The following is a 26,264-nucleotide window of genomic DNA, read 5'->3' as shown; positions in this document are numbered from 1 at the left end:
GGCCGTCCGTCAGCGCGCCGCGCGGCGGGCGGCCTCGCGTGCCTTCCGGGCCTGCGGCAGATAGCGCAGCCGCTCCGGCAGCACGGGGACGACGGCCCGGACGACCCGGGCGAACCGGCGCAGGGTCCGTTCCTGGGCGTCGGTCCAGTCCAGGCCGATGGCCCGCCGGGCGTCCGGCGGCATCAGGCCCACGGTGAGGAAGGCGCGCAGTCGCAGGAAGGGGCGGCGCAGCAGGGGCCAGAGCAGGCGCAGGGCGAGCCTGAGCGGCAGCGGGCCCCGGTCGGGGGCGGGTACCGGCAGGTCGGGGTCGAGCAGTTCGCGGACGACGACGGTGGCTTCCAGCTCCTCGGCGAGGACCTCGCGGTAGTACGGCCAGAACTCCTCGATCGTCTGGGGCATGTCCCGGTCGTGGATGCCGAGGATGCGGCCGACCTGGAGCCACTCGGCGTACAGCTGCCGTTCCTGGGCGGGGGTGAGGGGGCGGGTGAGGAGGCCGAGGCCCCGGGTGTAGACGGGGAAGCCGGTGGCGTGGACCCAGGAGTAGTGGGCCGGGGTGAGGGCGTGGTAGCGGCGTCCCCGGGTGTCGGTGCCCTGGATGTCGCGGTGCAGTCTCCGCAGGCGGCGCCCTTCCCGTGCGGCGTCCTCGCCTCCGTATATCCACAGCTGGACGGAGCTCAGGGAGCGTTCGCCCCGGCCCCAGGGGTCGGTGCGGAAGACGGAGTGGGCGTCGACGCCCGCGCCTATCGCGGGGTGGGCGACCTGGAGGGCGAGGGCGGCGGGCAGCATCATCAGGGCCCGGACGTCTCCGGCGACGCTCCAGAGCACTCCGCCGACCGGCGGGGGCGCGGGGTCGGCCGCCGGGGTCCGGTGGCTCCCCGTCGGGGTGGGGGCGCCGTCCGCCGGGGTCAGTTCCTCGCGTCCGGCTCGCTCCACGGGGTCGTTCCTCAAGTCGGGCGTCCTCTCGGGGTCGTGTCGACGGGCGGGCATGACGAAGGGGCCGTCACCCGGGCGCTGGTGGCCCTGGGCGGCGGCCCCTTCGGGGACGGACGGATCAGACGCGGTCGGCGCCGACCGGCTCGCCGACGATACGGGTGGCGAGGGCGTGCGCCCAGGCGTCCACGTCGGCGTTGAGCTCGCGCTCGGCGGCGGCGCGCTCGGCGGCGATCTGCGCGCTGCCGGTGGCGAGGATGGTCTCGCGCTCGGCGTTGCCCTCGGCGCGGGCGGCGGCGATGGCGGCCGAGCCCTCCTCGACGGCCTTGGAGCGGATGCGGGCGGCCTCGTGGCGCGCCTCGGCCAGCTCGGCCTCGTACTGCTCACGGACCTGGGTGGCCTCGGCGCGCAGGTCGTCGGCGCGCTCGCTGCCGCCGTCGATGGCGTCCTCACGCTCGTCGAGCGTGCGCTTGATCTTCGGCAGGATGCCCTTCGCCAGGATCAGGAAGGTGATTCCGAACACCACCAGGCCGAGGATCAGCTCGGCCCAGACGGGGTTGAGCGGACCGAGGTCCGTCTTGAAGATCTGCGAGTTCGCGAGGGTCATGCGCGCATTCTACCTGGTTCAAAAGGGGACAATTCCGACTCCGGCCAGAGAATTGGCGCACTCGTGCGAGCACGGCCAGATTCCCGGCACCCAAAGGCTACCGGAAGGTAACCACGGCTGGTTGTATGTGCGGCGCCAGCACTCAACCCCCCACGTCTCCATGGGAGTTCACGTGTCGTTCGCCGCGCTCCGCCGTGCCCCCGGCGCCGCCCTTTCTCTCGTGCTCGCCGCCGCGGCCCTGGCCGCGACCGCTCCGGCCGCCACCGCCGCCCCGGCCGCCGACGGGCCCCCTCGGCTCAAGGTGCTCACCTACAACACGTTTCTTTTTTCCAAGAACCTCTATCCGAACTGGGGCCAGGACCACCGGGCCGAGGCCATCCCCGCCGCCTCCTTCTTCCAGGGGCAGGACGTCGTCGTCCTCCAGGAGGCCTTCGACAACTCCGCCTCGGACGCCCTCAAGGCGAACGCCGCCGACCGGTACCCGTACCAGACCCCGGTCGTCGGCCGCGGCAAGAGCGGCTGGGACGCCACCGGCGGCTCCTACTCCGCCGCCACCCCCGAGGACGGCGGGGTCACGATCCTCAGCAAGTGGCCGGTCGTCCGCAAGGAGCAGTACGTCTACAAGGACGCCTGCGGCGCCGACTGGTGGTCCAACAAGGGCTTCGCCTACGCCGTCCTGGACGTGAGCGGCACCCGCGTCCACGTCGTCGGCACCCACGCCCAGTCCACCGACCCCGGCTGCTCGGCCGGTGAGGCCGCCCTGATGCGCAGCCGCCAGTTCAAGGCCCTCGACGCCTTCCTCGACGCCAAGAACATCCCGGCGGGCGAGCAGGTCATCGTGGCCGGGGACATGAACGTCGACTCGCACACCCCCGAGTACGGCACGATGCTCGCCGACGCGGGCCTGGTGGGGGCCGACGCCCGCACCGGCCACCCGTACTCCTTCGACACCGCGCGGAACTCCATCGCCGCCGAGCGCTACCCGAGCGACCCGCGCGAGGACCTCGACTTCGTCCTGTACCGGGCCGGGAACGCCCGCCCGGCGGGGTGGACCAACCAGGTGGTCCCGGAGAAGAGCGCCCCGTGGACCGTGTCGAGCTGGGGCACCCGCTACACCTACACCGACCTCTCGGACCACTATCCGGTGCTGGGGTACTGACCGGACCCGGCTCAGGGGCGGCTCCTCCGGCCCGACTCCGGCCCGACTCCGGCCCGGTTCCCGGCCCCGCTCAGTACCCGCGTCCGCCGAAGAGGCTGTACAGCCAGACGCCGAGCACCCCGGCGACGCAGAGCAGCACGAACCAGGAGCCCGCGCCGGTGTGCCGCTCCTTGCGGGGCCGGGCGGGCCGGGCGGCGCGTGCCGTCCGGCCCGTCCCGCCCTTCCCCTTCTTCTCCCTCTTCGCTTTCCGCCGTCCCTTCGCCGGGCCCTCGGACGCCTTCCCCGCCCGGCCGCGCGGCGCCGTGGCGGGCTCGGCCGCCGCCGCCACCTCGGCGAGCAGCCGACGGCAGACGGCCGCCAGTTCCGTCGTCCCCAGCGTCAGGTCGACCACGACCTCGGTCCGCGCGGGGGCGGTGGTGCCGCCGTCGAGGAGCCGCCCGGCGCGCAGCAGCGCCCGGTCCTTGCCCCCGGTGGGCGCCAGGCTGATCCAGCGCCCGACGTGCTCGCCCCGTATGACCACCCCGCCGCCCCGCTCCCGGTAGACGGTGTGCTCCCGCCACAGGACCCGGGCCAGCGCGTCGGCCTTCTCCCTGAGCTGCGCGTACATCTGCTCCCCCTGCCAGCGGCCCCATACGGTCGGCCGCCGATTCTAGGGGGTGCCGTGCCGGTCAGGCGGGGACCGGGCCCCCGGGGCGGAAGGGCTCCACGCCGACGATGTGGCGGACCCTGAGCGGGCGGACGATCACCGCGACGCGCTCCTCCCCCGGCATCAGCCAGCCGAAGCGCTCCGCGCCCAGATACTTCCGGGCCAGGTGGTCCATCCGGGCCCGTGCCTCCTCCCCCTCCACGAAGCCGGTCACCTCGCCTCTGATCTGGACGCGGTCGAAGGGGTCGTCGGCGTCCGCGTGCGAGAGGTAGACGCGCGGGTCCCGGCGCAGGTTCTCCTCCTTCACCCGGCCCACCGAGGTGTTGAACATCAGCTCGTCCTCCCCCTCCAGATCCACCCACATCGGGCTGACCTGGGGAGCGCCGTCGGCGCACACCGTGCCGACGTACCAGATGAGGGGGGCTCGCAGCCGGGCACGGACGGCGTCGCCGAAGGTCGCGGTCATTCCGCGAGGCTACCGCCGCACGGCCCGGCGCACCGGAACATCCGGTCCGGCCTCTTCTACCGAGTTGGTGAGACAGCGATACTGTCCAAGCGAGCCCGGCCGGCGGGTCGCCTGCACGGGAAGCGGGGCACCTCGGATGCACGTCGGGACGGACCAGGAGGACGTACCGCGCCACACCGTCGACGAGCTGGCCGCGCGCGCCGGGGTCACGGTACGGACCGTGCGGTTCTACGGCACCCGGGGGCTGCTGCCGCCGCCGGTCATCGGGGCCAGGCGGGTCGGGCACTACGGACCGGAGCACCTGGCCCGGCTCGCGCTCATCGAGGAGCTGCGGCGGCAGGGCATGACCCTGGCCGCGATCGAGCGGTACCTGGAGCAGCTGCCGCCCGACCTCAGCGCCCGGGACCTGGCGGTCCACCGGGCGCTCGTGGCGTCCTGGGCACCCGAGTCCGCCGAGTCCATCACCCGGCGCGAGCTGGAGCGGCGCACCGGGCGGGCGCTGACCGAGCGGGACGTGGACCGGCTGGCCGCGATGGGAGTGCTCGACCGGACCCCGGAGGCCGACACCTTCCGGCTCGACGGGTCGCTGCTGCGGCTCGGGGTGGAGCTGCTGGACGTGCCCATCGAGCACGAGACGATCCTGGCCTCCCGTACGGTCCTGCTCGCGCACGCGCGGGCCGCCGCCCAGGAGCTGGCCCGGCTCTTCCAGGACCAGGTGTGGGGCCCGTACCGGGAGAGCGGCGCGGACCCGGACCATCTGACCGCGATGAAGTCGCTCTCCGCGCACATGCAGCCGATGGTGGTCCAGGCGCTCGTGACGGCCTTCCAGCGCTCGCTGAGCGAGGAGCTGAGGACGGCCTTCAGGAACCCCTGAGACCGGGAGCCGCTGAGGTCGGGAACCCCTGAGGCCGGGAACCCCTGAGGCCGGGAACCCCTGAGGCCGGGAACCCCTGAGGCCGGGAACCCCTGAGACACGGGGGCCGACACCGCTCCCCGGGGCGGGGACGGCCCCCCGCCCCGGGCCCGTTCCCACCCCGGCCCGGCCCGGCCCGGTCAGGCGTCCCCGTCAGGCGTCCCTGAAGACCTCGCCGCGCTCGGCCTTCTCCACCAGGAGGGCGGGCGGGGCGAACCGCTCGCCGTACGTCCGCGCCAGCTCGCGGGCGCGGGCGACGAAGCCCGCCGCCCCGCCCTCGTACCCGTTGACGTACTGGAGCACCCCACCGGTCCACGCCGGGAAGCCGATGCCCATGACGGAACCGATGTTGGCGTCGGCGACCGAGGTGAGGACGCCCTCCTCCAGGAGCCGGACGGTGTCCAGGGCCTCGGCGAACAGCATCCGCTCCTGCATGTCACGGAACGGGATCGTGTGCCCCGGCCGGGTGAAGTGCTCGCGCAGACCCGGCCAGAGCCTCCCGCGCGCGCCGTCCTCGCCGTACTCGTAGAACCCGGCGCCGCCACTGCGCCCCGGGCGGCCGAACTCGTCGACCATCCGGTCGATGACGGCCTCGCCGGGATGGGTGACCCAGGTGCCGCCCTCCTCCTCGATCGCGCGCCTGGTCTCGTTGCGGATCTTGCGGGGCAGGGTGAGGGTCAGCTCGTCCATCAGGGAGAGGACCTTGGCCGGGTATCCGGCCTGGGCCGCCGCCTGCTCGACCGAGGCGGGCTCGATGCCCTCGCCGACCATGGCGACGCCCTCGTTGATGAAGTGGCCGATGACCCGGGAGGTGAAGAAGCCGCGCGAGTCGTTGACGACGATCGGGGTCTTGTTGATCTGCCGGACCAGGTCGAAGGCGCGGGCCAGCGCCTCGTCGCCGGTCTCCCCGCCCCTGATGATCTCGACGAGCGGCATCTTGTCGACGGGCGAGAAGAAGTGCAGTCCGATGAAGTCGGCCCGGCGTTCCACGCCCTCGGCGAGGACCGAGATCGGCAGGGTCGAGGTGTTGGAGCAGAGCAGCGCGTCGGGCGCGACGACGTCCTGGACCTCCTGGAAGACCTTGTGCTTGAGGGCGGTGTCCTCGAAGACCGCCTCGATGACGGCGTCGCAGCCCGCGAGGTCGGCCGCCGCAGCCGTCGGGGTGATCCGGGCGAGGAGGGCGTCGGCCTTCTCCCGGGTGGTCCGGCCCCGGGCGACGGCCTTGGCGCAGAGCTTCTCGGAGTAGGCCTTGCCCTTGGCGGCGGACTCGGCGGAGACGTCCTTGAGGACGACCTCGATGCCCGCGCGGGCGCAGGAGTACGCGATGCCCGCGCCCATCATGCCCGCGCCGAGGACGGCGACCTTGCGGACCTGGCGGCGTTCGACGCCCTTCGGGCGGCTGGCGCCGGAGTTCACGGCCTGGAGGTCGAAGAAGAACGCCTGGATCATGTTCTTCGCGGTCCGGCCGGTGACCAGCTCGGTGAAGTAGCGGCTCTCGATCGTGCTCGCGGTCTCGAAGTCGACCTGGGAGCCCTCGACGGCGGCGGCCATGATGGCGCGCGGCGCCGGGTAGGGCGCCCCGTTCAGCTGCTTGCGCAGGTTCGCCGGGAAGGCCGGGAGGTTGGCGGCGAACTTCGGGTGCGCGGGGGTGCCGCCGGGGATGCGGTGGCCGGGGACGTCCCAGGGCTGGTGGGACTCGGGGTGCTCGTCGATGAAGGCGATGGCCTTGGCCATCATCTCCTCGGCGGTGGCGGCGGTCTCGTGGACGAGGCCGTTGTCGAGGGCGCGCCTCGGGGGGTACTGGGTGCCCTGGAGCAGCACCTTGAGAAGGGCGTCGGTGATGCCCATGAGGCGTACGGTGCGGGTGACGCCGCCACCGCCGGGCAGGAGACCGAGGGTGACCTCGGGCAGGCCGATCTTGGAGCCGGGTGCTTCGAGGGCGATCCGGTGGTGGGCGGCGAGGGCGATCTCGTAGCCGCCGCCGAGTGCGGCGCCGTTGATCGCGGCGACGACCGGCTTGCCGAGGGTCTCGATGCGGCGCAGCGCGTTCTTCATGGCCAGGGCGCCCTCGAAGATGTCGCGGGCGTGCTGAGGGCCCGCCTGGACCATGTCCTTGAGGTCGCCGCCCGCGAAGAAGGTCTTCTTGGCGGAGGTGTAGATGATGCCCCGGATGGAGTCCTTCTCGGCCTCGACGCGGTCGGCGGTCGCGGCGATCGAGGCGCGGAAGGCCCGGTTCATGGTGTTGGCGGACTGGTTCGGGTCGTCGAGGACGAGGGTGACGATCCCGGTCTCGTCCTGCTCCCAGCGGATGGTGGTGCTCTCGCTCATGGCTGTCGATTCTCCGTTGGTGGGGTGCGGACGGGACGGTCAGACGCGCTCGACGACGGTGGCGATGCCCATGCCGCCGCCGACGCAGAGGGTGGCCAGGCCGTAGCGCTTGTCCTGTCGCTCCAGTTCGTCGACGAGGGTGCCGAGGATCATCGCGCCGGTGGCGCCGAGCGGGTGGCCCAGGGCGATGGCGCCGCCGTTGACGTTGATCCGGTCCAGGCCGACGCCCATGTCCCTGGCGAAGCGGAGGACGACGGCGGCGAAGGCCTCGTTGATCTCGATCAGGTCGATGTCGTCGATGGTGAGGCCTGCCTTGGCGAGGGCCTTGCGGGTGGCCGGGGCGGGGCCGGTGAGCATGATGGTCGGCTCGGAGCCGGAGACGGCGGCGGAGACGATCCGGGCGCGCGGGGTGAGGCCGCCCCGTTCGCCCGCCTCCCGGGAGCCGATGGCGACGAGGGAGGCGCCGTCGACGATGCCGGAGGAGTTCCCGGCGTGGTGGACGTGGTCGATCGCCTCGATCCAGTGGTACTTCTGCAGCGCGACGGCGTCGAAGCCGCCGAGGTCGCCGATGTCGGCGAAGGAGGGCTTGAGCCGGGCCAGGGAGTCGGCGGTGGTGCCGGGGCGGGCGTGCTCGTCGTGGTCGAGGACGACGAGTCCGGCGCGGTCGACGACGGGGACGACGGAGCGGGCGAAGCGGCCGTCCTTCCAGGCGGCGGCGGCGCGCTCCTGGGAGAGGGCCGCGTACTCGTCGACGTCGCGGCGGGTGAAGCCCTCGACGGTGGCGATGAGGTCGGCGCCGATGCCCTGGGGGACGAAGCCGGTCTCCAGGCTGGTCATGGGGTCGGCGAACCAGGCGCCGCCGTCGGAGGCCATCGGCACCCGGGACATGGACTCGACGCCACCGGCGAGGACGAGGTCCTCCCAGCCGGAGCGGATCTTCATGGCGGCCATGTTGACGGCTTCGAGGCCGGAGGCGCAGAAGCGGTTCTCCTGGACGCCCGCGACGGTGTCGGGAAGACCCGCGGCGAGGGCGGCGATCCGGGCGATGTCGGAGCCCTGGTCGCCGACGGGGCTGACGACCCCGAGGACGATGTCGTCGATCGCGGCCGGGTCGAGGCCGGGGTTGCGGGTCTGGATCTCCCGGAGGAGCCCGACGACCAGGTCGATGGGCTTGGTGCCGTGCAGGGAGCCGCTGGCCTTGCCGCGTCCGCGCGGGGTGCGGATCGCGTCGTACACGTACGCTTCGGTGCTCACGGAAAGCCTTTCGCGATGAGGGTGGAGTGCGTCAGGGGGGCGGAGGTCGGCCGAGGGGAGCGGCGGAGTCCGGCCGGGAGGGGACGGTGGGGTCCGCCGGGAGCGACGGAGAGGGAACGGCGGAGGTCAGCCGAGGAGGGAACGGCCGATGATCTCCTTCATGATCTCCGTGGTGCCGCCGTAGATGGTCTGGATGCGGCCGTCGGTGTAGGCGCGGGCGACCGGGAATTCGCTCATGTAGCCGTATCCGCCGTGCAGTTGCAGGCAGCGGTCGGCGACCCGCTTCTGGAGTTCGGTCGCCCACCACTTGGCCATGGAGGCGTGGACGGCGTCGAGTCCCGCGCCGTCCGGGTCGGCGTGCTCCTCGACGCAGCGGTCGACGAAGGTGCGGGTGACGGCGCACTCGGTGGCCATCTCGGCGATCTCGAAGCGGATGTGCTGGAGCCGGGAGAGGGGGCGCCCGAACGCCTCGCGCTCCTTGACGTACGTGGTGGTGATCTCCAGGAGGTGTTCGGCGGCGGCGATGCCCGCGACGGCGATGGCCATCCGTTCCTGGGCGAGGTTGGTCATCAGGTGGACGAAGGCGCCGTTGAGCTCGCCGAGCAGGTTCTCCTTGGGGACGCGGACGTCCTCGAAGAAGAGTTCGGCGGTGTCCTGGGACTTCTGGCCGATCTTGTCGAGGTTCCGGCCGCGTACGAAGCCCTCGGCGCCGCGCTCGACGACGAGGAGGGAGAGCCCGTGCGCGCCGCCCTCCGGGGTGGTGCGGGCGACGACGATCACCAGGTCGGCGAGGATGCCGTTGGAGATGAAGGTCTTGGAACCGTTGAGGAGCCAGTGGTCGCCGTGGTCCTCGGCGGTGGTACGGATGCCCTGGAGGTCCGATCCGGCGCCGGGTTCCGTCATGGCGATGGCGGTGACGGTCTCGCCGGAGCAGAAGCCGGGGAGCCAGCGGCGCTTCTGCTCCTCGGTGCCGAGCGAGGTCAGATAGGGGCCGATGATGTCGTTGTGCAGGCCGATGGCGAGGCCGGGGGTGCCGGCCCGGGTGAACTCCTCGGCGAGGACGGCGGCGTAGCGGAAGTCGGGGTTGCCGCCGCCCCCGTACTCCTCGTCGACGGCGGTGCCGAGGAGGCCTTGGCGTCCGGCGGCGAGCCAGACCTCGCGGGAGACGATGCCGTCCTTCTCCCACTGCTCGTAGTGGGGCAGCACCTCCTTGCGCAGGAAGGTGCGGACGACTCCGCGGAAGGCCTCGTGGTCCTCGGTGTAGAGCTGGCGCTTCATGCTTCGGACTCCTGGGTGCGGTTCGGGCGGTCGAGGGCGGGCACGGCCCAGTCGCGGGCGACCTCGGCGGTGTCGGCGCCGGGCAGGGCGGGACCGGTGCGGAGGGTGCCGGGGGTGACGGAGAAGCGGGGGGCGGGCGCGGGCTGGGGGATGCCGTCGCGTTCGGCGAAGGTGCCCCGGGCGGCGAGGTGCGGGTGGGCGGGGGCCTCGCGCAGGGAGAGGACGGGCGCGACACAGGCGTCGCCGCCGTCGAAGACGGCGGTCCACTCCTCCCGGGTACGGCTCCGGAAGCGCGCGGCGACGGCTTCGCGGAGTTCGGGCCAGCGGGCGGGGTCGTGGCGGGCGGCGGCACTCTTCCCGTCGAGGCCGAGGAGCCGGGTGAACTCCTGGTAGAACCGCTCCTCCAGGGCTCCGACCGCCATGTGGCCGCCGTCGGAGGTCGCGTAGACGCCGTAGAAGGGGCAGCCGCCGTCGAGGAGGTTGACGCCCCTGCGGTCCTGCCAGCCGCCCGCGGCGAGCATCCCGTGGATCATGGTGGTGAGGTGGGCGGTGCCGTCCACGATCGCCGCGTCCACGACCTGGCCCGCGCCGTGCTCCCGGGCGTGCCGGAGGGCGGCGAGGATGCCGATGACCAGGTAGAGGGAGCCGCCCGCGTAGTCGCCGACGAGGTTGGCGGGCACGGTGGGCGGCCCTTCGGGGTCGGGGCCGATCATGCCGAGGGCGCCGGTGACCGCGATGTAGCCGATGTCGTGGCCCGCGGTGGTGGCGAGCGGGCCGTCCTGGCCCCAGCCGGTCATGCGCCCGTAGACCAGGCGCGGGTTGCGGGCGAGGCAGGCGTCGGGGCCGACGCCGAGGCGTTCGGCGACGCCGGGCCGGTAGCCCTCCACCAGGACGTCGGCGCGGGCGACGAGGTCGAGGACGGCGGCGGGTCCGTCGTCGCCCTTGAGGTCGACGAGGACGGAGCGCTTGTTGCGGTTGGTGAGGTCACGGGCGGGATCGATGCCGAGACCGGGGCCGCCGGGGCGGTCCACCCGGACGACGTCGGCGCCGAGGTCGGCCAGGAGCATCGCGGCGAAGGGGCCGGGGCCGATGCCCGCGAGTTCGACCACGCGGACCCCGGTGAGCGGGCCGTTCCCGGCGGTGTGCGTCGTACTCATCGAGCCCCCAGGCATGTGTGACACCAATGATGTAACACCGGAGATGCTAGGAACGTGTTCCATTCGGCACAAGCCCCCCGGCCGAGCGGGCGCCCGGAAATTCCCGGTGGGCGGGAAGGCGACGGGACGCGGTGGGGCGCGGCCCGGGGTCCGCTATCCTCCGCCGACGACCATCGCGCCGGGGGGCGGCGCGGGGCGCCCGAGACGAGGTATTCGATGGACACAGCGGCGGACATGGCGGGCGGGGCCGGAACGAGGCCGTACGACGTGGTCCTCTTCGGTGCGACCGGCTTCGTGGGCGAACTCACCGCGGAGTACCTGGCCGACCACGCCCCGGCCTGGTGCCGCTGGGCACTCGCCGGGCGCGCCCCCGACCGGCTGAGGGCGCTGCGGGACCGGCTCGCCGTCGGCCGGCCGCACCTCGCGGAGCTGCCGCTGCTCGTCGCGGACTGCGCCGACCCGGACTCGCTGCGCGAACTCGCCGGGTCCACCCGGGTGGTGGCCACCACGGTCGGCCCCTACGTGCGGTACGGCGACGGGCTCGTGGCCGCCTGCGCGGAGGCGGGCACGGACTGCGTGGACCTCACCGGCGAGGCGGAGTTCGTCGACCTGACGTACGTACGGCACGACGCGCGCGCCCGGGAGACCGGCGCCCGTCTCGTGCACGCCTGCGGTTTCGACTCCGTCCCGCACGACCTCGGGGTCCTCTTCACCGTCCAGCAGCTCCCGGAGGGCGTGCCGCTGCGCGTGGACGGCTTCGTCCGCGCCGGGGCCGCCTTCTCCGGCGGCACCTTCGCCTCCGCCCTCACCGCCTTCGGCCGGGGCCGGGAGATCCTGCGGGCCGCGCGGGAACGGCGTCTGTACGAGCCCCGGCTGGTCGGGCGGCGGGCGCGGGCGCCGCTGGGCGGTCCCCGGTTCAGCCCGGAGACCGGTACCTGGGCGCTGCCGCTGCCGACGCTCGATCCGCAGGTCGTGGCCCGCTCGGCCCGCGCGCTCGACCGGTACGGGCCGGACTTCCGCTACCGGCACTACGCCTCCGTGAAGACCCTCCCGATGGCCCTCGGGGGCGCCGCGTTCGTCGGTACGGGGGTGGCGGTGGCCCAACTCCCGCCCGTACGGGACTGGCTGATGGGCCGTTACCCCGGCGGCAAGGGCCCTTCGGCCGAGCGGCGGGCGCGCAGTTGGTTCTCGGTGCGGTTCGTCGGCGAGGGCGGCGGGCGGCGGGTCCTCACCGAGGTGTCGGGCGGCGACCCAGGCTATGACGAGACGGCCAAGATGCTGGCGGAGTCGGCCCTCTGCCTGGCCTTCGACCCGCTGCCGAGGACGGCGGGCCAGGTGACCACGGCGACGGCGATGGGCGACGCCCTCATCTCCCGGCTGCGCGCCACGGGCATCCGCTTCCGGGTGGCGCACCGGGGCTGAGGAGGCGGGGCGCCGATACCGCCGGGAAGGAGCGGGCCGGGTCCGCCGGAAGGCCGTGGGGCGGGTCCGCCGGAAGGCGGTCGGGCGGTCGTCGGGCGCGCACCGGGCCGCGCCTGCCGCTCGGGCGGATCACCGGGGGCGAGCGGGCGCGGTCGGCCGCCCGGACCCCTGACCCCGTGACGCCGTACGGCGGAGCCCGTCTCTCCCTGCGGGTCGGCCCGCCAACGAGCTTTCATGGAAGCACTGTTCGGCGACAGGGCTTCGACGAAGGGCCGTTCCGCGACGGCTCCTTCGACTACGACCCCTTCGACGGCGGGGCATCCGTCGGCGGGGTGTTCGTCAGCGGATCGGCCGCCGACAGGCCACCCGTCGGCGCCACCGGTCCGGTCCGGGCTCGCGCGGCGGCGCGGTCGCGGTGGAACGGGCCGGTGGCCGCGCCCGGCGAGGCCCCGCCCCGGGCGGAACGCCCGCTCAGGGACGTACGAGCCGGAAGGGGTGTCCCGCCGGGTCGGCGTAGACGCGGCGGGCCGGGTCGCCGCCCCCGCCGTCGAGGGGTACGGCTCCGAGCGCGAGGACCGCCTCGTGGGCGGCGGACAGGTCGTCCACCAGCACGTCGAGCAGGAACTGCTGCTCGGGCGCGCCCCAGACGGGCGGCCGGTGATCGGCCACGCTCTGGAAGGCGAGCACCGGACCGGCCTCGCCCCGCAGGACGACGGAACCGTCTCCGACGGCCCACCGGGGATCGGGGCCCTCCACCTCACCGCCGACCAACTGCCGGTAGAAGTCGGCGAGTTCATGGGCGTCGGGACAGTCGAGCACGAGGCAGCGGAAGCGCCCGATCACGCGGCGGCCCAGACGAGGAGCACGTACACGATGGCGCAGAGCCAGCCGAGGGCGAGCAGTGCGGCGCCCGCGAGGACCAGGTTCAGGCCGCGTCCGGTGGTGCGCGGCGGGGCGGAGAGGGAAGTCGTCATGGCCTTCACTCTGCCGCCGCCGGGTCACGGAGCGGTATCCGTACGGGTACTCACTCGTACCAGCGCTCACCCCTCCCCGAGGGCGTCCTTCAGGGCCCGGCGGCAGAGCGCGTCGGCGTGCCGGGTGGTCTCGGGGAGGCGGTAGCGCGGGGTGAGGTGGAGGGTCTGGGCGCAGGCGTTCGCGAGGGAGATCCGGTGACCCTCGGAGACGAACACGGGCTTCACCCCCGCCCGGGTGCGCAGGGCCCGGCCGACCTCCTCGCCGTCGGCCAGGAGGGGGGCGGACTCGCCGCGCGCGGGCCCCGGCCGCTCGTAGGTGAAGGTGAAGGGGTTCTTGGCGACGCCGAGGGACGGGCGGCCGGTGAGCACGCCGAGGTGGCTGGCGAGGCCGAAGCGGCGGGGGTGGGCGATGCCGTATCCGTCGCAGACGAGGAGTCCCGGGTCGGCGGTGAGCCGGTCCAGGGCGGCGAGCACGGTGGGGATCTCCCGGAAGGCGAGCAGCCCGGGGACGTACGGGAAGGAGACCCGGCCGACGGCGGTGGCCTCCTCCACCACCCCGAGGGTCCGCGCGTCCAGCACGACGGCGGCGGCGACGACGAGGTCGCGCTCGTCGTCGTAGGCCACGTCGAGACCGGTGACGTGTCCCGCACCGGCCGCCGGGCCGTCCTCCGTGCGGACGAGACGGGTGCGCAGCTCCTCCTGGACGGCTCGGGCGGAGGTCTCGTCGGCGGGCCAGCCCACCGGAATCTCGATGATCGTCATGATGCGGGCCACCCTATGCCGGGGTGTTCCGGCGGGTCGGTCCGCATACCGGAAAGCTACTCGCCGCCCGGTGGGCGGCGGGTAGCCTGGCGATCATGTTCGTACTGGAATTGACCTACACAGCGCCCGTCGAGCAGGTCGACGTCTTCCTCGACGCGCACGTCGCCTGGCTCGACGAGCAGTACGCCGCGGGCGTGTTCGTCGCCTCGGGGCGGAAGAACCCGCGCGACGGCGGCATCATCCTGGCCGCCGGAGTCGACCGCGCGCGGATCGAGGAGATCGCGGCGGGCGACCCGTTCAGCACCGGGGGCGTCTGCGCCTACCGGATCACGGAGTTCTACGCGACGAAGACGGCCGCCGAACTGGCCTCGTACCGCCAGGAGTTGCCCTCCTAGTCACGGCCTTGCCCGCCGGGGCGGCTGCCACCGTCCCGGCCCTGCCCGTCGCGGTCTGGGGGACGGTCGGCGGCCGGACTCACCGTCCCCGGGACCCACTTCGCCGGTCGCCTTCCGCACCGGCCTCTCCCGCCCTCCGCCTTCCGCCGGGAGCGGCTTCCGGAGCGGACCGCCGGACCGGACATCCGGACCGGACCGCCGGGGCGACGGCCAGGTCCGGCGATCCGGTCCGGCGATTCCGTCGGTCCGTCCTCGCGGTCCGGCCCGGCGGGCCGTCGTCCGCCCCGGGCCGCCGCCCCGGCGTCCGTCGCCTCCGTCAGTGGTGTCCGTCAGTGGTGTCCGCCGTGCGTCGGCCAGGCGGCGCGGCCCGCCACGGCGATCCGGCCCTGCTCGCCGGAGGCCCAGCAGGTCCCGTCGCGGGTGCAGTCGACCGTGTCGTACGAACCGGTGTCGACGGTCCGCCAGGTACGGCCGCCGTCGGTGGTCAGGTCCGTGCCGGTGGGGCCGACGGCGAGGGCCGCGGCCTTCCCGTACGGGAGCCAGGCGACGCCGGAGCGGTAGGCGGGCGGGGGCACGGCGGAGGGGCGCCAGTTCCGGCCGCCGTCACCGGTGACGGCGGCGGCCCTCGGGGACGGCTGGTCCTTGCGGTAGTCGCCGCCGACGGCGAGGCCGTGCGTCCGGTCGCGGAAGGCGAGCCCGAAGACGCCTCGGGCCGGGTCCCCCGCGGGGATCGGCGAGACGGTGGCCTTCCAGGTCAGCCCGCGGTCGGCGGAGTGCAGGACCCGGGCGGTGGCCGCGCCGCCGGTGGCGAGCCACACGTCCCGGGAGCCCGCCGAGACCAGGCACTGGCCACTGGCCGCGAACCCCGCCTCCCCGGGGAGGGCGTCCGGCATTCCCGCACTGGGCAGGACGCGCCAGGAACGGCCGCCGTCCCGGGTGGAGAGGATGCGGTACTTGCCGTCGACCGGGTCGCTCATGGCGAGACCGTGCCGGGGGTCGAAGAAGGTCATGCAGTCGTAGAAGGCGCGCGGATCGGTGTTCCGGAAGGACTCGGTCCAGGTGGCGCCGCCGTCCTCGGTGCGCAGGACGCGGGAGGCCTCGCCCTCCCCGATGGCCAGCACGACGGCCCGGCGGGCGTCGAAGGCCTCCACGTCGCGGAACTCCAGCCCGTCCGCGCCCGGCGGTGAGACGTTCCGCCAGCTCCGGCCGCCGTCGGTGGTCCGCAGGACCGTGCCCCTGGACCCGGCGGCCCAGGCGGTCGAGCGGTCGACCGCGGCGAGGCCCCGGAAGCGGGCGTCGGTCCCGGTCGGTGTCAGGCGCCAGCCGGTCGGCGCGCCGGTCGCGGCGGTGTCGGCGCCGGTCGGGGCCGTGGGGGTCGCCCCGGCCCGCGCCGGGACCGCCAGGGTCAGCGCGAGCGCCGCCCCGGTCAGCCCCACCGACATCATTCGTCTCGTCTTTCCCATGGACGTCATGGCGCCGGAAGCTAGTGCCCCGGGCGGCCCGCCGTCCAGGGTGCGTGCCCCGCCGGGGGTTCCTAGGCTGGTGGCATGACCGACCGCACGGGCGGGCCCGCGCCCGCCGAGAAGCCGAAGATCAAGGAGTACGAGGGCGAGGGCGTCACCGTCACCTTCGAGCCCCGGCGTTGTCTGCACGCGGCCGAGTGCGTCCACGGGCTGCCCGAGGTCTTCGACCTCTCCCGGCGCCCGTGGGTGCTGCCGGACGCCGCCGATCCCGGGCGGGTGGCCGAGGTGGTCCGGCGCTGCCCCTCGGGGGCGCTCCAGTACCGCCCGTCGGACGGCTCCGTCGAGCCGCCGGACTCCCCCACCACCGTGCGCCGGACGAATTCCGGCCAGCTCGTGCTGCGCGGGGACCTGCTCGTGGACGGGCCGTCCGGCGGCCGTCATGAGACGCGGGTGATGCTGTGCGGCTGCGGAGCCTCCGGAAACCAGCCGTACTGCGACCACTCCGGGCCCTGCGCGGAGCGCGGCGACGGAGCGTCCGGACGAGGCTGACACGCGCCGCCGCGTCCCCGGTGACGCAGCTCACGTGGGTCCGCAGTGCACGTTCCGGCCACGCCGCTCGTCCTTCCAGGTGTCAGGTGGCCCGGTGTCGGGGAGACGCACAGGGTCCGCAGCCGTGTGAGAGGAGCCGGTCTTGTCCGCCGTCATCGAGCAGGCCGTCCAGGCCCGGCTGGTCGCGTCCGCCCCTCGCATGGAGACCGTTCCCGCCACTCTGCGGTACGACCGCGAGGACCCGTACGCCGTGAGCATGGCCTTTCCGCCCCCGGCGACCCTGGAGGGCGTCGAGGTCTCCTGGGCGTTCGCCCGGGAGCTCCTCGTCCAGGGGGTGGAGCGCCCGGCCGGTGTCGGGGACGTACGGCTGCGTCCGTACGGGTACGACCGCACGGTGGTCGAGTTCCACGCCCCCGAGGGGGTCGCCATGGTCCATGTGCGGACCTCCGAGCTGCGGCTCTTCCTGGAGCGCTCGGAGCACCTGGTGCCTCCGGGCCGTGAGCACCAGTACCTCGACTGGGACCAGGACCTGGCGGAGCTGCTCCGCGACCGGCCGTGACGCCCGGTCCCCGCTCCCCCGCCGGACCCCTCCCCGTCCGGTAAACCGGTTGCCCCTCCCGGACGACGGCCCTACGGTCGTGACCGAACCAGTCGTCGTCCGATCGGAGAAGGACGTTGCTCGTCTGAGGTTGCGAGACACCGTGCCGCGCGTGCCCCTGTGCCGTGCGTGCCGTGCCCGCCCTCGGCGTACGAGCCGTTCCCGACGACTGCCCGCGCCCCGGTGTCTCCACGCGTCGCCCCCGCACGCCCGTGCTCACGCATCCGGAGACCCCTGTGACCCATCACCCCACCTTCATCAGCTGCCGCTCCCTCTCCTTCTCCTGGCCGGACGGCACCGAGGTGTTCGACGACTTCCGCCTCTCGGTCGGCCCCGGCCGCACCGGGCTCGTCGGGCTCAACGGCTCCGGCAAGTCCACGCTCCTCCGGCTGCTCGCGGGCGAGCTGCGTCCGGCGTCCGGCACGGTCCGGATCACCGGGGAGCCGGGGCACCTCCCGCAGAACGTGGTGCTCGACACCTCCCGCCGGGTGGACGAGATCCTCGGTATCGACGCCAAGCGGGCCGCGCTGCACGCCATCGAGTCGGGCGACCCGGCGGAGGAGCACTTCACCGTGCTCGCCGACGACTGGGACGTGGAGGAACGCGCCCGCGCCACGCTCGACCAGCTCGGCCTCGGCTCCGTGGGGCTCGACCGGACGGTGGGCGAGGTCTCCGGCGGCGAGTCCGTGCTCCTGCGTCTGGCCGCGCTGCTGCTCGCCCGGCCCGATGTGCTGCTGCTCGACGAGCCGACGAACAATCTGGACCGGCACGCCCGCGCCCGGCTGTACGAGGCCGTGGAGAACTGGTCCGGGGTCCTGGTCGTGGTCAGTCACGACCGTGAACTCCTGGAGCGCGTCGACCAGATCGCCGACCTCCGCGACGGTTCCGTCACCTGGTACGGCGGAGCCTGGTCCGACTACGAGACCGCGCTCGCCGCCGAACAGGAGGCGGCGGAACGGATGGTGCGGGTCGCCGAGGCCGACGTACGGCGGCAGAAGCGCGAACTCGGCGACGCGCAGGTGAAGCTGGCGCGCCGCAAGCGGTACGCGCGGAAGAGCTTCGAGAACAAGGTCGTCCCGAAGGTCCTGGCGAACAGCCTGAAGAGCGGGGCGCAGGTCTCGGCGGGCAAGCACCGCGCACTGCACACCGGGCGGCTCTCCGAGGCGCGGGAGCGGCTCGACGCCGCCGTGGAGGCGGTGCGGGACGACGACGAGATCCGCGTCGAGCTGCCCCGCACCTCGGTGCCGCCGGGCCGGGAGGTGCTGTATCTGCGGGACCTCGAACTGCGGTACGGGGCAAGGGTGGCGGGCCCGTTCGAGCTGCGCGGCCCGGAGCGGATCGCGCTGGTCGGCGGGAACGGAGCCGGGAAGACGACGTTGCTGCGGACGATCGCCGGGGAGCTGGAGCCGCTGTCCGGCGAGCGGGAGGCGCGGGTGCCGCTGCGCTTCCTGCCGCAGCGGCTCGACCTCCTCGACGACGGTCTGAGCATCGTGGAGAACGTGGCCCGGTTCGCTCCCGGGGCCACCGAGAACATGATCCGGGCGCGGCTCGCCCGCTTCCTGTTCCGGGGCTCCCGCGCCGACCAGCAGGCGGGCACGCTCTCGGGCGGCGAGCGGTTCCGGGCGACGCTGGCGGCGCTGCTGCTCGCGGAACCCGCCCCCCAGCTGCTGATGCTGGACGAGCCGACGAACAACCTGGACATGGCGTCGGTACGGAAGCTGACGGCGGCGCTCGACGCCTACGAGGGGGCGCTGGTCGTGGCGAGCCACGATGTGACGTTCCTGGAGTCGTTGGGCATCACGCGCTGGCTGCTGCTCGACGGGGAACTGGGCGCGACGACCGCCGAGGAGGTCAGGGGGACGGCGGGGCGCCCGGCCTGACCCACGGTCCCCGGCTCATGAGCCACAACGCATGGGCGCTTGCCCCCCCCTGGGCGCCTGGCTCAGGGCCGTCCGCCCGTCGGGCACCCGCCCGACGGGCGGACGGCTCTCCTCAACAGGGCAGCAGAGCCCATGTCTTGGTGCCGCCCTCCGGGGTGAGGACGGGAACGAGCCCCCAGTCTCCGCCGTGTTCGCCGACCGCCGCGGCGAGCAGCCACATGCCACGGCCTCGGCGGTCGCGGCACCGTTCGGCGGCGGCGGGCGAGGGGTGCGCCGGATGCTGGTCGTAAAGGACGATCCGGAGTGCCTCGAAGTGCCTGCGGACCCGCAGGATCATCTCCCGGTCGGGGGTGAACCGGTGGGCGCCGGAGACGAGTTCGGAAGCGGCGAGGGCGGCGGTCTCGACGAGACCGGCCGGTCCGTGCCGGACGAGGAGGGACGCGACCGCCCGCCGGGCGAGTCCGGCGCAGTGGGCGCCGCCGGGGAGGAGCAGCGAGTAGCCGAGGTGCTCGGCGGCGGGAGGCCTGGGTCCGGCCGCGCCTGCGGACCGGAGGGAACGCGGGGCGCCCTTCATCGAGTGGCTCACATCTCCTGTGCGTGGGGGTGCTTCCACACGGCCCGGTAGCCCCGTGTGAGACTTGCGCTACCGACCGTAGCGCACCCATGGAGCACGGTGCTACCACTTGGGGTCACTTGTGCCGTTCCGGCCGGATCGCGCCAACCACCGAGAGGAGACCGAGCGTGCCACCCAGGAGCAGTCCCACCGCGCGGCAGCAGCGACTGGGGAGCGAACTGCGCAGACTGCGCGAACAGTCGGGGATGTCGGCCCAGCAGGCCGCCGCCCTCCTGGGCGTCGACCGCACCCGCATCCCGAACATCGAGTCGGGCCGGTTCGGGATCAGCCCCGAACGCGTCCGCACCCTCGCCTTCAACTACGGCTGTCCGGACACCGCGCTGGTCGGCCTGCTCGCCGCGATGGCCCACGAGCGCGACCGGGGCTGGTGGGAGGAGCACCGCGGGATCCTGCCGCCCGCGCTTCTCGACATCGCCGAACTGGAGCACCACGCCGTCGGGTTGCACACCGCCGTCACCACCCACATCCCCGGACTGCTGCAGACCGAGGAGCACGCGCGGGCCGTCTTCGACACCGCCGTCCCCCCGCTGCCCGAACCCGATCTGGAGGCCCGGCTGGCCCTGCGGGTGCGCCGCCGGGCGGTCCTGGCCGGAGACAGGCCGGTGCGGTACGAGGCGGTGGTCCACGAGGCGGCGCTGCGCATGAGGTTCGGCGGGCCGGAGGTCGCGCGGCGACAGCTGGAACACCTCCTCGCGCAGTCCGAGCGGGAGAACGTCTCCCTGCGCGTCATCCCGTTCACGGCGGGGGGTTTCCCCGGGGCGGGCCAGTCGTTCACCTACGTGACCGCGTCCGTGCCGCAGCTCGACACCGTGCAGCTCGACTCCTCGCACGGCTCCCTCCTCCTCGACGCGCCCATGGGACTGCGCCGGTACGGGAGCCTGCTGGAGCGGCTGCGCGCGCTCTCGCTGTCCGTGGACGCCTCACGCGCACACGTTCGGACCCTCGCCCTGGACCTCTGAAGGACCTCGCCCATGAACGCCACGACCGGCACCCCGGCCGCCACCGCCCCGACCGCTCCCGCCCCGACCGCCACCGGCCCGGACGGACGCCCCGCCCGCGCGATCGACTGGAGCGAGCCCTTCTGCAGCGAGGGCGCCAACTGCTTCCGCTTCGGACTGGACGGGACCGGACGGGCGTACATCGGCTCGACCCTCGCCCCCGGCGCGTACGTCAGCGACTCGGCGGAGTCGCTGCGGGCCCTCATCCACGCGGTGAAGTCGGGCGCCGCCGACCATCTGCTCTGAGAGCGCCGGGACGCCCCCGGACACCAGGCCGCCGGGCGCTCCGGGCCGAGGCCCGCCGGGCGCTCCCTCCGAGGTCGGCGGCCTGCGCTCCGTAGTCGCCCGGCCGGCCGGAGGGTGCCCCCGGGTACGTGACCTGCGTCTCTCGCGTCTCCGGAACCTCGCCCGAGCAGCACACATAACGGAACGTAATCGGACATCGGCGGGACGGGCTTGGCCGACGCCTTATGGGGCCTTAACCTACGGTCTCGTAACCTACGAACCCGTAGGTACGCCCGTATGCCCTTCTCCGTCCCCAGGAGTTCCCGTGACGCTCACCTCTCCCCCTCTCGGCACCTCGAACGGGTGGACCGACGCGCGGCTGCTCTACGCACTGGAGGAGGTCGTGGAGAAGGAGCTGAACCGGCACCTCAAGGTCACCAAGGACTGGATGCCGCACGAGTACGTGCCGTGGTCCGACGGCCGGAACTTCCCCGGCTTCTTCGAGGACGGCGATGCCTGGGAGCCGTCCCAGTCCAAGGTCACCGACATCGGCCGGATCGCCCTCGTCGTCAACCTGCTCACCGAGGACAACCTCCCGAGCTACCACCACGAGATCGCCAGCCTCTTCGGCCGCGACGGCGCCTGGGGCACCTGGGTGCACCGCTGGACCGCCGAGGAGGGCCGTCACGGCATCGTGATGCGCGACTACCTGCTGGCCTCGCGCGCCGTCGACCCGGACAAGCTGGAGCAGTTCCGGATGTCCCACATGAGCGAGGGCTTCGAGTCCGACAACCGGCACTCGATGCTGCACTCCGTGGCGTACGTCGCCTTCCAGGAGCTGGCCACCCGCATCTCGCACCGCAACACCGGCCACCAGTCCGGCGACCCGGTGTGCGACCGGATGCTGGCCCGCATCGCCACCGACGAGAACCTGCACATGGTCTTCTACCGCAACCTGCTGGGCGCGGCCTTCGAGATCGCCCCCGACCTGACGATGCAGGCCGTACGGGACGTCGTGGTCGACTTCCGGATGCCCGGACACGGCATCCCGGGCTTCGAGCGGGCGGCGGCGCAGATGGCGATCGGCGAGATCTACAACACCCGCATCCACCACGACGACGTCCTCCAGCCCGTCCTGCGCTTCCTCAAGGTCCTCCAGATCGAGGGCCTCGGCCCCGACGGGCTGCGCGCCCAGGAGGAACTGGGCCTCTACATGGACGGTCTGGACGCCGAAGCCAGCAAGTTCGACGCGAAGCTCGCGGCCCGCAAGGCCCGGATGACCGCCCGCGCGGCCGGCTGACCCCCTCGGGGACCACGGGACGCGGACGGCTTCAGCGGCTCAGCCGCTTGAGCCGTCCGCGCTCCTTCTCGGACAGTCCGCCCCACACCCCGAACCGCTCGTCGTGGGTCAGGGCGTACTCCAGGCACGCGATCCGGCCCTCGCACGCCCCGCACAGCTGCTTCGCCTCGCGCGTCGACGAACCGGGGGCCGGGAAGAAGAACTCCGGTCCCGCCTGGGCGCACAGGGCGTTCTCACGCCACGAGAGGTCGGGGGCGGGGACGGTCAGCACGTCGGTATCCATCTGCATGACCGACAGGCTGCCCCAAGGCCGTAAACACGCCATCAACGTTCGATCAATGGCGGATACCCAACGCCGGGAGAACCGTCTCGGCGACCCGGTACGCCTCCTCCAGGAGCGGGTTGCCCGACAGGATGAACGTGTCCACCCCCAGCTCCTGGTACTCCTTGAGGCGTTCCACGACCTGGGCCGTGGAGCCCACGACCGCCGTTCCGGGGCCGGGCCGGAAGAGGCTCATCCCGGGCCACAGGTTCGGATGGGTCTCCAGTTCCCGTGCCCGCGCGGGCACCTTCCCGCCGTGCTGGCGGAACTGACGCTGCCAGCCCACCCCGTCCTCGCCCGGGTGCCCGCCGAGCTGCCGGGCGTACGTCTCCTCGCTGGTGACGTCCAGGAGCCGGTCGGCGGCGGCCCAGGCCGCGTCCTCGGTGTCCCGGACGATGAGGTGGAGCCGCAGCCCGACGCGGAGGGTGCGCCCGTGCGCGGCGGCCCTGGCCCGTACGTGGTCGAGCTTCTCCTTGAGCAGGTGCGGCGGCTCGCCCCAGGTGAGGTAGACGTCGACGTGCTCGGCGGCCATCTCGATGCCCGCCTCCGAGGAACCGCCGAACCAGAGCGGCACGTGCGACTCCTGGACGGGCCGCAGGTCGCGGAAGGAGGCGCCCGCGCCCCGGAGGTCGTAGAAGCGGCCCTTGTGGTCGAAGACCTCGCCCGCCGTGAGCCGCTTCACGATCGACCAGTACTCGGCGCTCAGCGCGTACCGCTCGTCGTGCTCGACGTGCAGCCCGTACTCGCGCAGGGCCGAGGTCGACCCGTTGACCACGTTGAACCGCAGCCGCCCCCCGAAGAGGTTGTCGAAGCTCAGCGCCATCTTGGCGAGCAGCGTCGGTGAGATCAGTCCGGGGTGGACCGCCAGCAGCGGCTTGAACCGGGTGCTGGTGGAGGCCGCGAGCGCCGAGCCGAGCGGCCACACGTCGTACAGGTCGGTGGCGAGCAGGGCGCCCGTGTAGCCGAGGCGTTCCACGGTTCCGGCGAGCTGCTGGAGATAGCGGAGGTCGACGGGGCGGCGGCCCGCCGGTTCCCACGGGTAGGCGCCTTCGCGCGGGATGACGTACCAGAGGACTTCGGGTGCCGGGGAGGCCATGGGTCAGGCCTTCCGGGGCAGGGCGTCGGCGACGGTGACGGCGCGGTCGATGAATCCGGTGCGGTGGAAGACGTCCGCCGCCCGCTGCTGCTCGGCGACGAACTCCTCGGTGACCTCCTCGATCGTCCAGGGCAGCGCCCGCAGCGCGGTCTCCCAGTCGTCGGCCGAGCCGCCCTGGTCGGCGGCGGCGATCTCGGCGGCCTCGCGCGGATGCGCGGCGGCCCACGCGTCGGCCCGCCGCAGCGCCCGGGTGAGCGCCTCCACCACCTCGGGCCGCCCCTCGGCCAGGTCGCGCCGGGTGAAGAACACCGACCGGTCGCTGATGACCTCGCCGGTACGGACGAGGGTGCGCAGCCCGCCCCGGCGGCGGGCCGCGGCCAGCTCGGCGCCCTGCGCCACCCAGGCGGTGATCGCCCCGGTGCGCAGCAACTCCTCGCTGTCGGCGCCGCCGCGCACCGGGGTGATGTCGGTGGCGTACGAGAGGCCCTCGTCGTCCAGTGCCTTGGCCACGAGGTGCGTCTGCCAGGAGCCGACGGCGAGGTGGACGGTGCCGCCCCTGAGGTCGGCGACGGCACGGACCGGGCTGTCCTCGGTGACGAGCAGCGCGCCGTGGTCGGGGCGGGGCGCGGAGACGGCGGTGTAGACGATGTCGTGTCCGGCGGCCTGCGCGGTGACCGGCGGGGTCGAGCCGGTGCCGCCGAAGTCGATGGTCCCGTCGGCGAGATGGGCGCCGGTGCGGACGCCGTCGGTGTACGGGTGCCAGGTCACGGTCTCGCCGAGGGCGGCCAGTTCTTCCTCGGCGTAGCCGAGCCGGGACAGGTGGTAGAGGGACGGGTTGCTGCGGTGGACACCGATGACGACGGTCATGCGGACGCTCCTTCGGGAGAGACGGGGACGGGGAGGGGACGGGGGGTGGCGGACGGGGGCACGCCGGTGTCGGCCCGGGGCCGGGGGTTCTCGGAGAGGTGCACGCCGAGGTCGGCGAGGAGGCGGCGGCGCAGGGCGACGAAGGCCGGGTCGCCGGGGTCGCGGGGGCGGGCCACGGTCACCCGCTCGTCGGTGACGAGCCGTCCGTCGCGCAGGACGGCGACCCGGTCGGCGAGCCGGACGGCCTCGTCGACGTCGTGGGTGACGAGCAGCACGGCGGGCCGGTGGATCCGGCGGAGCTCCTCCACCAGGTCCTGCATACGGAGCCGGGTCAGCGCGTCGAGCGCGGCGAACGGCTCGTCCAGGAGGAGGAGTTCGGGTTCGCGGACGAGGGCGCGGGCCAGGGCGACCCGCTGGGCCTCACCGCCGGAGAGGGTGGCGGGCCAGGCGTCGGCGTGCGGTTCGAGGCCGACCTCGGCGAGGGCCCGCAGACCGGTCGCCCGGGTGGCGGCCCCGCGCGGCAGACCGACGGTCACATTGGCGAGGACCTTCTTGGAGGGGATGAGCCGGGGTTCCTGGAAGACGATGGTGCGGGCGGCGGGGACGAGGGCCTCTCCTCCGTCGGCGCCGTCGAGGGCGCCGAGGATGCGCAGCAGCGTGGTCTTGCCGCTGCCGCTGGCCCCCAGCAGGGCGACGAACTCGCCGCGTTCCAGGGTCAGATCGAGGCCGTCGAGGACCGGCCGGGTGCCGAAGACCCGGCGCAGTCCGCTCACCCGTACGGCGGTGGTCCCGGTCGCGGGCGGGGTCGTGGTCGTGGTCGTGGTCATCGGGTTCCTCCTCCGGGGCCCGCCGTGCGCCAGGGCATGAGGACCCGCTCCAGGCCACGGACGAGGACGTCGGCGATCAGGCCGAGCAGACCGTAGACGAGGATGCAGACGGCGAGGATGTCGGTGCGGGCGTAGCTCTGGGCCTGGGACATCAGATAGCCGATGCCCTCGGTGGCGTTGATCTCCTCGGCGGCGATGAGCGCGATGACGCTGAGCGTCATCGACAGCCGCAGTCCGGCGAGGAGCGAGGGCAGCGCCCCGGGCAGCACGACCTGCCGGACGATCGCGAGGCGGCCGAGTCCGAAGCTCCGCATGGCCTCGACGAGTTTGCGGTCGGTGCCGCGGACGCCGCCGCTGGCGGAGACGTACATCGGGAAGGTGGTGGCGACCGCGATCAGCAGGATCTTCGCGGTCTCGTTGATGCCGAACCAGACCATGAAGAGCGGGACGAGGGAGAGGAAGGGGATGGTGCGGAGGGTCTGGAGGGAGGAGTCGAGGAGCTCGTCGCCGAGCCGGGTGAAACCGGTGGTGATGCCGAGGGTGAGTCCGGCGGTCAGTCCGATGAGGAGTCCGAGGCCGGAGCGGGTGAGGGAGGTGGACAGGGCGTCGGTCAGCTGTCCGTTGCCCCACAACTCCCCCACCGCGTCGAGGACCTGGGCGGGCGAGGCGAGGACGTCGGGGGTGAGGAGACCGGCGGCGGAGGCGCCCCACCAGAGCCCGAGCAGGGCGACCGGGCCGAGGGCGCGGACGACGAGCGCGTACGTACGGGAACGGGGGCGGTGGATCTGGGGGCGGGGCACCACGAGCCCGGCGGTGGGGTCGACGGCGGGCGGGGGCCCGGTCCGGGTGGGGGGTTCGGGCCGCGACTCCGGGTCGGGCTGTGGGGCGGGTTCTGGCTGCGGGTCCGGCTCCGGCTCCCGGTTGGGCTCCGGCTCCCGGTCGGGCTTGAGACCGGGCTGCGGCTCGGGGTCGGGGTTGAGCCGCGGTTCCGGGTCGGGCTTGAGACCGGACTGGGGCTCGGGGCTGGTCCGCTGCTCGGAATCGGGCTCCAGGTCGGGCCCGGGGTGCCGCTCGGGGGCGGGCCCGGGACCGGGGCGCCGCTCGGTCCGGGCGGCGGGCCCGTGGGAGACGGGTGTCTCCCGGGGCGGGGCGGGCACCTGGGAGGGGGCGGCCTCCCCGGGCGGGGCGGGGGCCTTCGCCGCCCCGGCGGGACG

The 26,264-nt window shown here is 73.7% G+C and carries 28 protein-coding genes; 10 read left to right on the top strand and 18 right to left on the bottom strand.

The window, feature by feature from the left end:
* Positions 1–9: 9 nt before the first annotated feature.
* Complete coding sequence (locus ACFXGN_RS01565) at positions 10–933, bottom strand: oxygenase MpaB family protein (RefSeq protein ID WP_384851874.1); 924 nt, start codon at positions 931–933, stop codon at positions 10–12.
* A gap of 118 nt (positions 934–1,051) precedes the next feature.
* The gene (locus tag ACFXGN_RS01560) at positions 1,052–1,537 is read right to left on the bottom strand and encodes a hypothetical protein (RefSeq protein ID WP_366442878.1); all 486 of its coding nucleotides are present in this window, start codon (positions 1,535–1,537) and stop codon (positions 1,052–1,054) included.
* Between the two features lie 160 nt (positions 1,538–1,697).
* Between ACFXGN_RS01560 and sph the strand changes: the two genes are divergently transcribed.
* Positions 1,698–2,696: a sphingomyelin phosphodiesterase gene (sph, locus tag ACFXGN_RS01555; RefSeq protein ID WP_384851871.1), complete on the top strand. Its 999-nt coding sequence runs from the start codon at positions 1,698–1,700 to the stop codon at positions 2,694–2,696.
* A 70-nt stretch (positions 2,697–2,766) separates the two neighbouring features.
* Here the strand turns inward: sph and ACFXGN_RS01550 are convergent, their stop codons facing one another.
* Positions 2,767–3,303: a hypothetical protein gene (locus ACFXGN_RS01550; RefSeq protein ID WP_384851868.1), complete on the bottom strand. Its 537-nt coding sequence runs from the start codon at positions 3,301–3,303 to the stop codon at positions 2,767–2,769.
* 61 nt (positions 3,304–3,364) lie between these two features.
* On the bottom strand, positions 3,365–3,808 hold the full coding sequence (locus ACFXGN_RS01545; RefSeq protein WP_384851865.1) for a TIGR03618 family F420-dependent PPOX class oxidoreductase: 444 nt from the start codon (positions 3,806–3,808) through the stop codon (positions 3,365–3,367).
* A 136-nt stretch (positions 3,809–3,944) separates the two neighbouring features.
* On the opposite strand from ACFXGN_RS01545, the gene ACFXGN_RS01540 reads away from it, so the two are divergent.
* Complete coding sequence (locus tag ACFXGN_RS01540) at positions 3,945–4,682, top strand: MerR family transcriptional regulator (protein WP_384851862.1); 738 nt, start codon at positions 3,945–3,947, stop codon at positions 4,680–4,682.
* Between the two features lie 192 nt (positions 4,683–4,874).
* On the opposite strand, the gene ACFXGN_RS01535 is transcribed toward ACFXGN_RS01540, so the two are convergent.
* The 4 genes from ACFXGN_RS01535 to ACFXGN_RS01520 form a co-directional block, all read right to left on the bottom strand.
* Complete coding sequence (locus ACFXGN_RS01535) at positions 4,875–7,049, bottom strand: 3-hydroxyacyl-CoA dehydrogenase NAD-binding domain-containing protein (RefSeq protein WP_384851859.1); 2,175 nt, start codon at positions 7,047–7,049, stop codon at positions 4,875–4,877.
* Between the two features lie 39 nt (positions 7,050–7,088).
* Entirely contained in the window at positions 7,089–8,303 is a 1,215-nt protein-coding gene (locus tag ACFXGN_RS01530; protein ID WP_384851856.1) for an acetyl-CoA C-acetyltransferase, read from the bottom strand.
* A gap of 126 nt (positions 8,304–8,429) precedes the next feature.
* Positions 8,430–9,581 carry an acyl-CoA dehydrogenase family protein gene (locus ACFXGN_RS01525; protein ID WP_384851853.1) on the bottom strand — a complete coding sequence of 384 codons (1,152 nt, stop codon included), beginning with the start codon at positions 9,579–9,581 and terminating at the stop codon, positions 8,430–8,432.
* Positions 9,578–10,738 (bottom strand): CaiB/BaiF CoA transferase family protein, encoded by a 1,161-nt coding sequence (locus ACFXGN_RS01520; RefSeq protein ID WP_384851850.1) that lies wholly within the window; start codon positions 10,736–10,738, stop codon positions 9,578–9,580. The genes ACFXGN_RS01525 and ACFXGN_RS01520 overlap by 4 nt, the downstream gene beginning before the upstream one ends.
* A 216-nt stretch (positions 10,739–10,954) precedes the next feature.
* On the opposite strand from ACFXGN_RS01520, the gene ACFXGN_RS01515 reads away from it, so the two are divergent.
* On the top strand, positions 10,955–12,160 hold the full coding sequence (locus ACFXGN_RS01515; RefSeq protein WP_384851847.1) for a saccharopine dehydrogenase family protein: 1,206 nt from the start codon (positions 10,955–10,957) through the stop codon (positions 12,158–12,160).
* 471 nt (positions 12,161–12,631) lie between these two features.
* On the opposite strand, the gene ACFXGN_RS01510 is transcribed toward ACFXGN_RS01515, so the two are convergent.
* The 3 genes from ACFXGN_RS01510 to ACFXGN_RS01500 form a co-directional block, all read right to left on the bottom strand.
* A complete protein-coding gene (locus ACFXGN_RS01510) occupies positions 12,632–13,003 on the bottom strand; it encodes a VOC family protein (RefSeq protein ID WP_384851844.1) in 372 nt (123 codons plus the stop codon).
* Positions 13,000–13,134: a morphogenic membrane protein MmpA gene (mmpA, locus tag ACFXGN_RS01505; RefSeq protein ID WP_384851841.1), complete on the bottom strand. Its 135-nt coding sequence runs from the start codon at positions 13,132–13,134 to the stop codon at positions 13,000–13,002. Before mmpA ends, ACFXGN_RS01510 begins: the two co-directional genes overlap by 4 nt.
* A gap of 66 nt (positions 13,135–13,200) precedes the next feature.
* On the bottom strand, positions 13,201–13,896 hold the full coding sequence (locus ACFXGN_RS01500; RefSeq protein WP_384851838.1) for an endonuclease V: 696 nt from the start codon (positions 13,894–13,896) through the stop codon (positions 13,201–13,203).
* A gap of 95 nt (positions 13,897–13,991) precedes the next feature.
* Between ACFXGN_RS01500 and ACFXGN_RS01495 the strand changes: the two genes are divergently transcribed.
* Entirely contained in the window at positions 13,992–14,291 is a 300-nt protein-coding gene (locus ACFXGN_RS01495; RefSeq protein WP_384851835.1) for a YciI family protein, read from the top strand.
* A 329-nt stretch (positions 14,292–14,620) separates the two neighbouring features.
* Here the strand turns inward: ACFXGN_RS01495 and ACFXGN_RS01490 are convergent, their stop codons facing one another.
* Positions 14,621–15,763 (bottom strand): WD40/YVTN/BNR-like repeat-containing protein, encoded by a 1,143-nt coding sequence (locus ACFXGN_RS01490; protein ID WP_384851832.1) that lies wholly within the window; start codon positions 15,761–15,763, stop codon positions 14,621–14,623.
* A gap of 75 nt (positions 15,764–15,838) precedes the next feature.
* Between ACFXGN_RS01490 and ACFXGN_RS01485 the strand changes: the two genes are divergently transcribed.
* The 3 genes from ACFXGN_RS01485 to ACFXGN_RS01475 all read left to right on the top strand — a co-directional run bounded on the left by ACFXGN_RS01485 (position 15,839) and on the right by ACFXGN_RS01475 (position 18,781).
* Positions 15,839–16,303, top strand: a complete 465-nt coding sequence (locus tag ACFXGN_RS01485) for a (4Fe-4S)-binding protein (RefSeq protein WP_384851829.1) — start codon at positions 15,839–15,841, stop codon at positions 16,301–16,303.
* A 142-nt stretch (positions 16,304–16,445) separates the two neighbouring features.
* Complete coding sequence (locus ACFXGN_RS01480) at positions 16,446–16,862, top strand: SsgA family sporulation/cell division regulator (RefSeq protein ID WP_351780036.1); 417 nt, start codon at positions 16,446–16,448, stop codon at positions 16,860–16,862.
* A gap of 275 nt (positions 16,863–17,137) precedes the next feature.
* Positions 17,138–18,781 (top strand): ABC-F family ATP-binding cassette domain-containing protein, encoded by a 1,644-nt coding sequence (locus tag ACFXGN_RS01475; RefSeq protein ID WP_384851825.1) that lies wholly within the window; start codon positions 17,138–17,140, stop codon positions 18,779–18,781.
* A gap of 112 nt (positions 18,782–18,893) precedes the next feature.
* Here the strand turns inward: ACFXGN_RS01475 and ACFXGN_RS01470 are convergent, their stop codons facing one another.
* Positions 18,894–19,367, bottom strand: a complete 474-nt coding sequence (locus ACFXGN_RS01470) for an ATP-binding protein (protein WP_384851822.1) — start codon at positions 19,365–19,367, stop codon at positions 18,894–18,896.
* Between the two features lie 155 nt (positions 19,368–19,522).
* On the opposite strand from ACFXGN_RS01470, the gene ACFXGN_RS01465 reads away from it, so the two are divergent.
* The 3 genes from ACFXGN_RS01465 (at position 19,523) to ACFXGN_RS01455 (ending at position 21,938) form a co-directional block, all read left to right on the top strand.
* Positions 19,523–20,374 (top strand): helix-turn-helix domain-containing protein, encoded by an 852-nt coding sequence (locus ACFXGN_RS01465; RefSeq protein ID WP_384851819.1) that lies wholly within the window; start codon positions 19,523–19,525, stop codon positions 20,372–20,374.
* A 12-nt stretch (positions 20,375–20,386) separates the two neighbouring features.
* The gene (locus ACFXGN_RS01460; RefSeq protein ID WP_384851816.1) at positions 20,387–20,659 is read left to right on the top strand and encodes a hypothetical protein; all 273 of its coding nucleotides are present in this window, start codon (positions 20,387–20,389) and stop codon (positions 20,657–20,659) included.
* Positions 20,660–20,963: 304 nt separating this feature from the next.
* Positions 20,964–21,938 (top strand): acyl-ACP desaturase, encoded by a 975-nt coding sequence (locus ACFXGN_RS01455; protein WP_384851813.1) that lies wholly within the window; start codon positions 20,964–20,966, stop codon positions 21,936–21,938.
* Positions 21,939–21,969: 31 nt separating this feature from the next.
* Here ACFXGN_RS01455 and ACFXGN_RS01450 read toward each other — a convergent pair whose 3' ends face one another.
* From ACFXGN_RS01450 to ACFXGN_RS01430, 5 genes are read right to left on the bottom strand one after another with little or no spacing between them, the layout of a single operon-like run.
* Positions 21,970–22,227 (bottom strand): WhiB family transcriptional regulator, encoded by a 258-nt coding sequence (locus ACFXGN_RS01450; protein WP_384851810.1) that lies wholly within the window; start codon positions 22,225–22,227, stop codon positions 21,970–21,972.
* A gap of 46 nt (positions 22,228–22,273) precedes the next feature.
* Entirely contained in the window at positions 22,274–23,356 is a 1,083-nt protein-coding gene (locus ACFXGN_RS01445; RefSeq protein WP_384851807.1) for an LLM class flavin-dependent oxidoreductase, read from the bottom strand.
* A gap of 3 nt (positions 23,357–23,359) precedes the next feature.
* The gene (locus ACFXGN_RS01440; RefSeq protein WP_384851805.1) at positions 23,360–24,223 is read right to left on the bottom strand and encodes an ABC transporter substrate-binding protein; all 864 of its coding nucleotides are present in this window, start codon (positions 24,221–24,223) and stop codon (positions 23,360–23,362) included.
* The gene (locus ACFXGN_RS01435; RefSeq protein WP_384851803.1) at positions 24,220–25,050 is read right to left on the bottom strand and encodes an ABC transporter ATP-binding protein; all 831 of its coding nucleotides are present in this window, start codon (positions 25,048–25,050) and stop codon (positions 24,220–24,222) included. The genes ACFXGN_RS01440 and ACFXGN_RS01435 overlap by 4 nt, the downstream gene beginning before the upstream one ends.
* Positions 25,047–25,853, bottom strand: a complete 807-nt coding sequence (locus ACFXGN_RS01430) for an ABC transporter permease (protein ID WP_384853087.1) — start codon at positions 25,851–25,853, stop codon at positions 25,047–25,049. Before ACFXGN_RS01430 ends, ACFXGN_RS01435 begins: the two co-directional genes overlap by 4 nt.
* Positions 25,854–26,264: the final 411 nt, after the last annotated feature.

It is taken from the genome of Streptomyces sp. NPDC059247 (genome assembly GCF_042754005.1).
Taxonomy (GTDB): domain Bacteria; phylum Actinomycetota; class Actinomycetes; order Streptomycetales; family Streptomycetaceae; genus Streptomyces.
The sequence above is the reverse complement of the archived record's forward strand: the minus strand, read 5'-3'. Positions and strand labels throughout refer to the sequence as shown.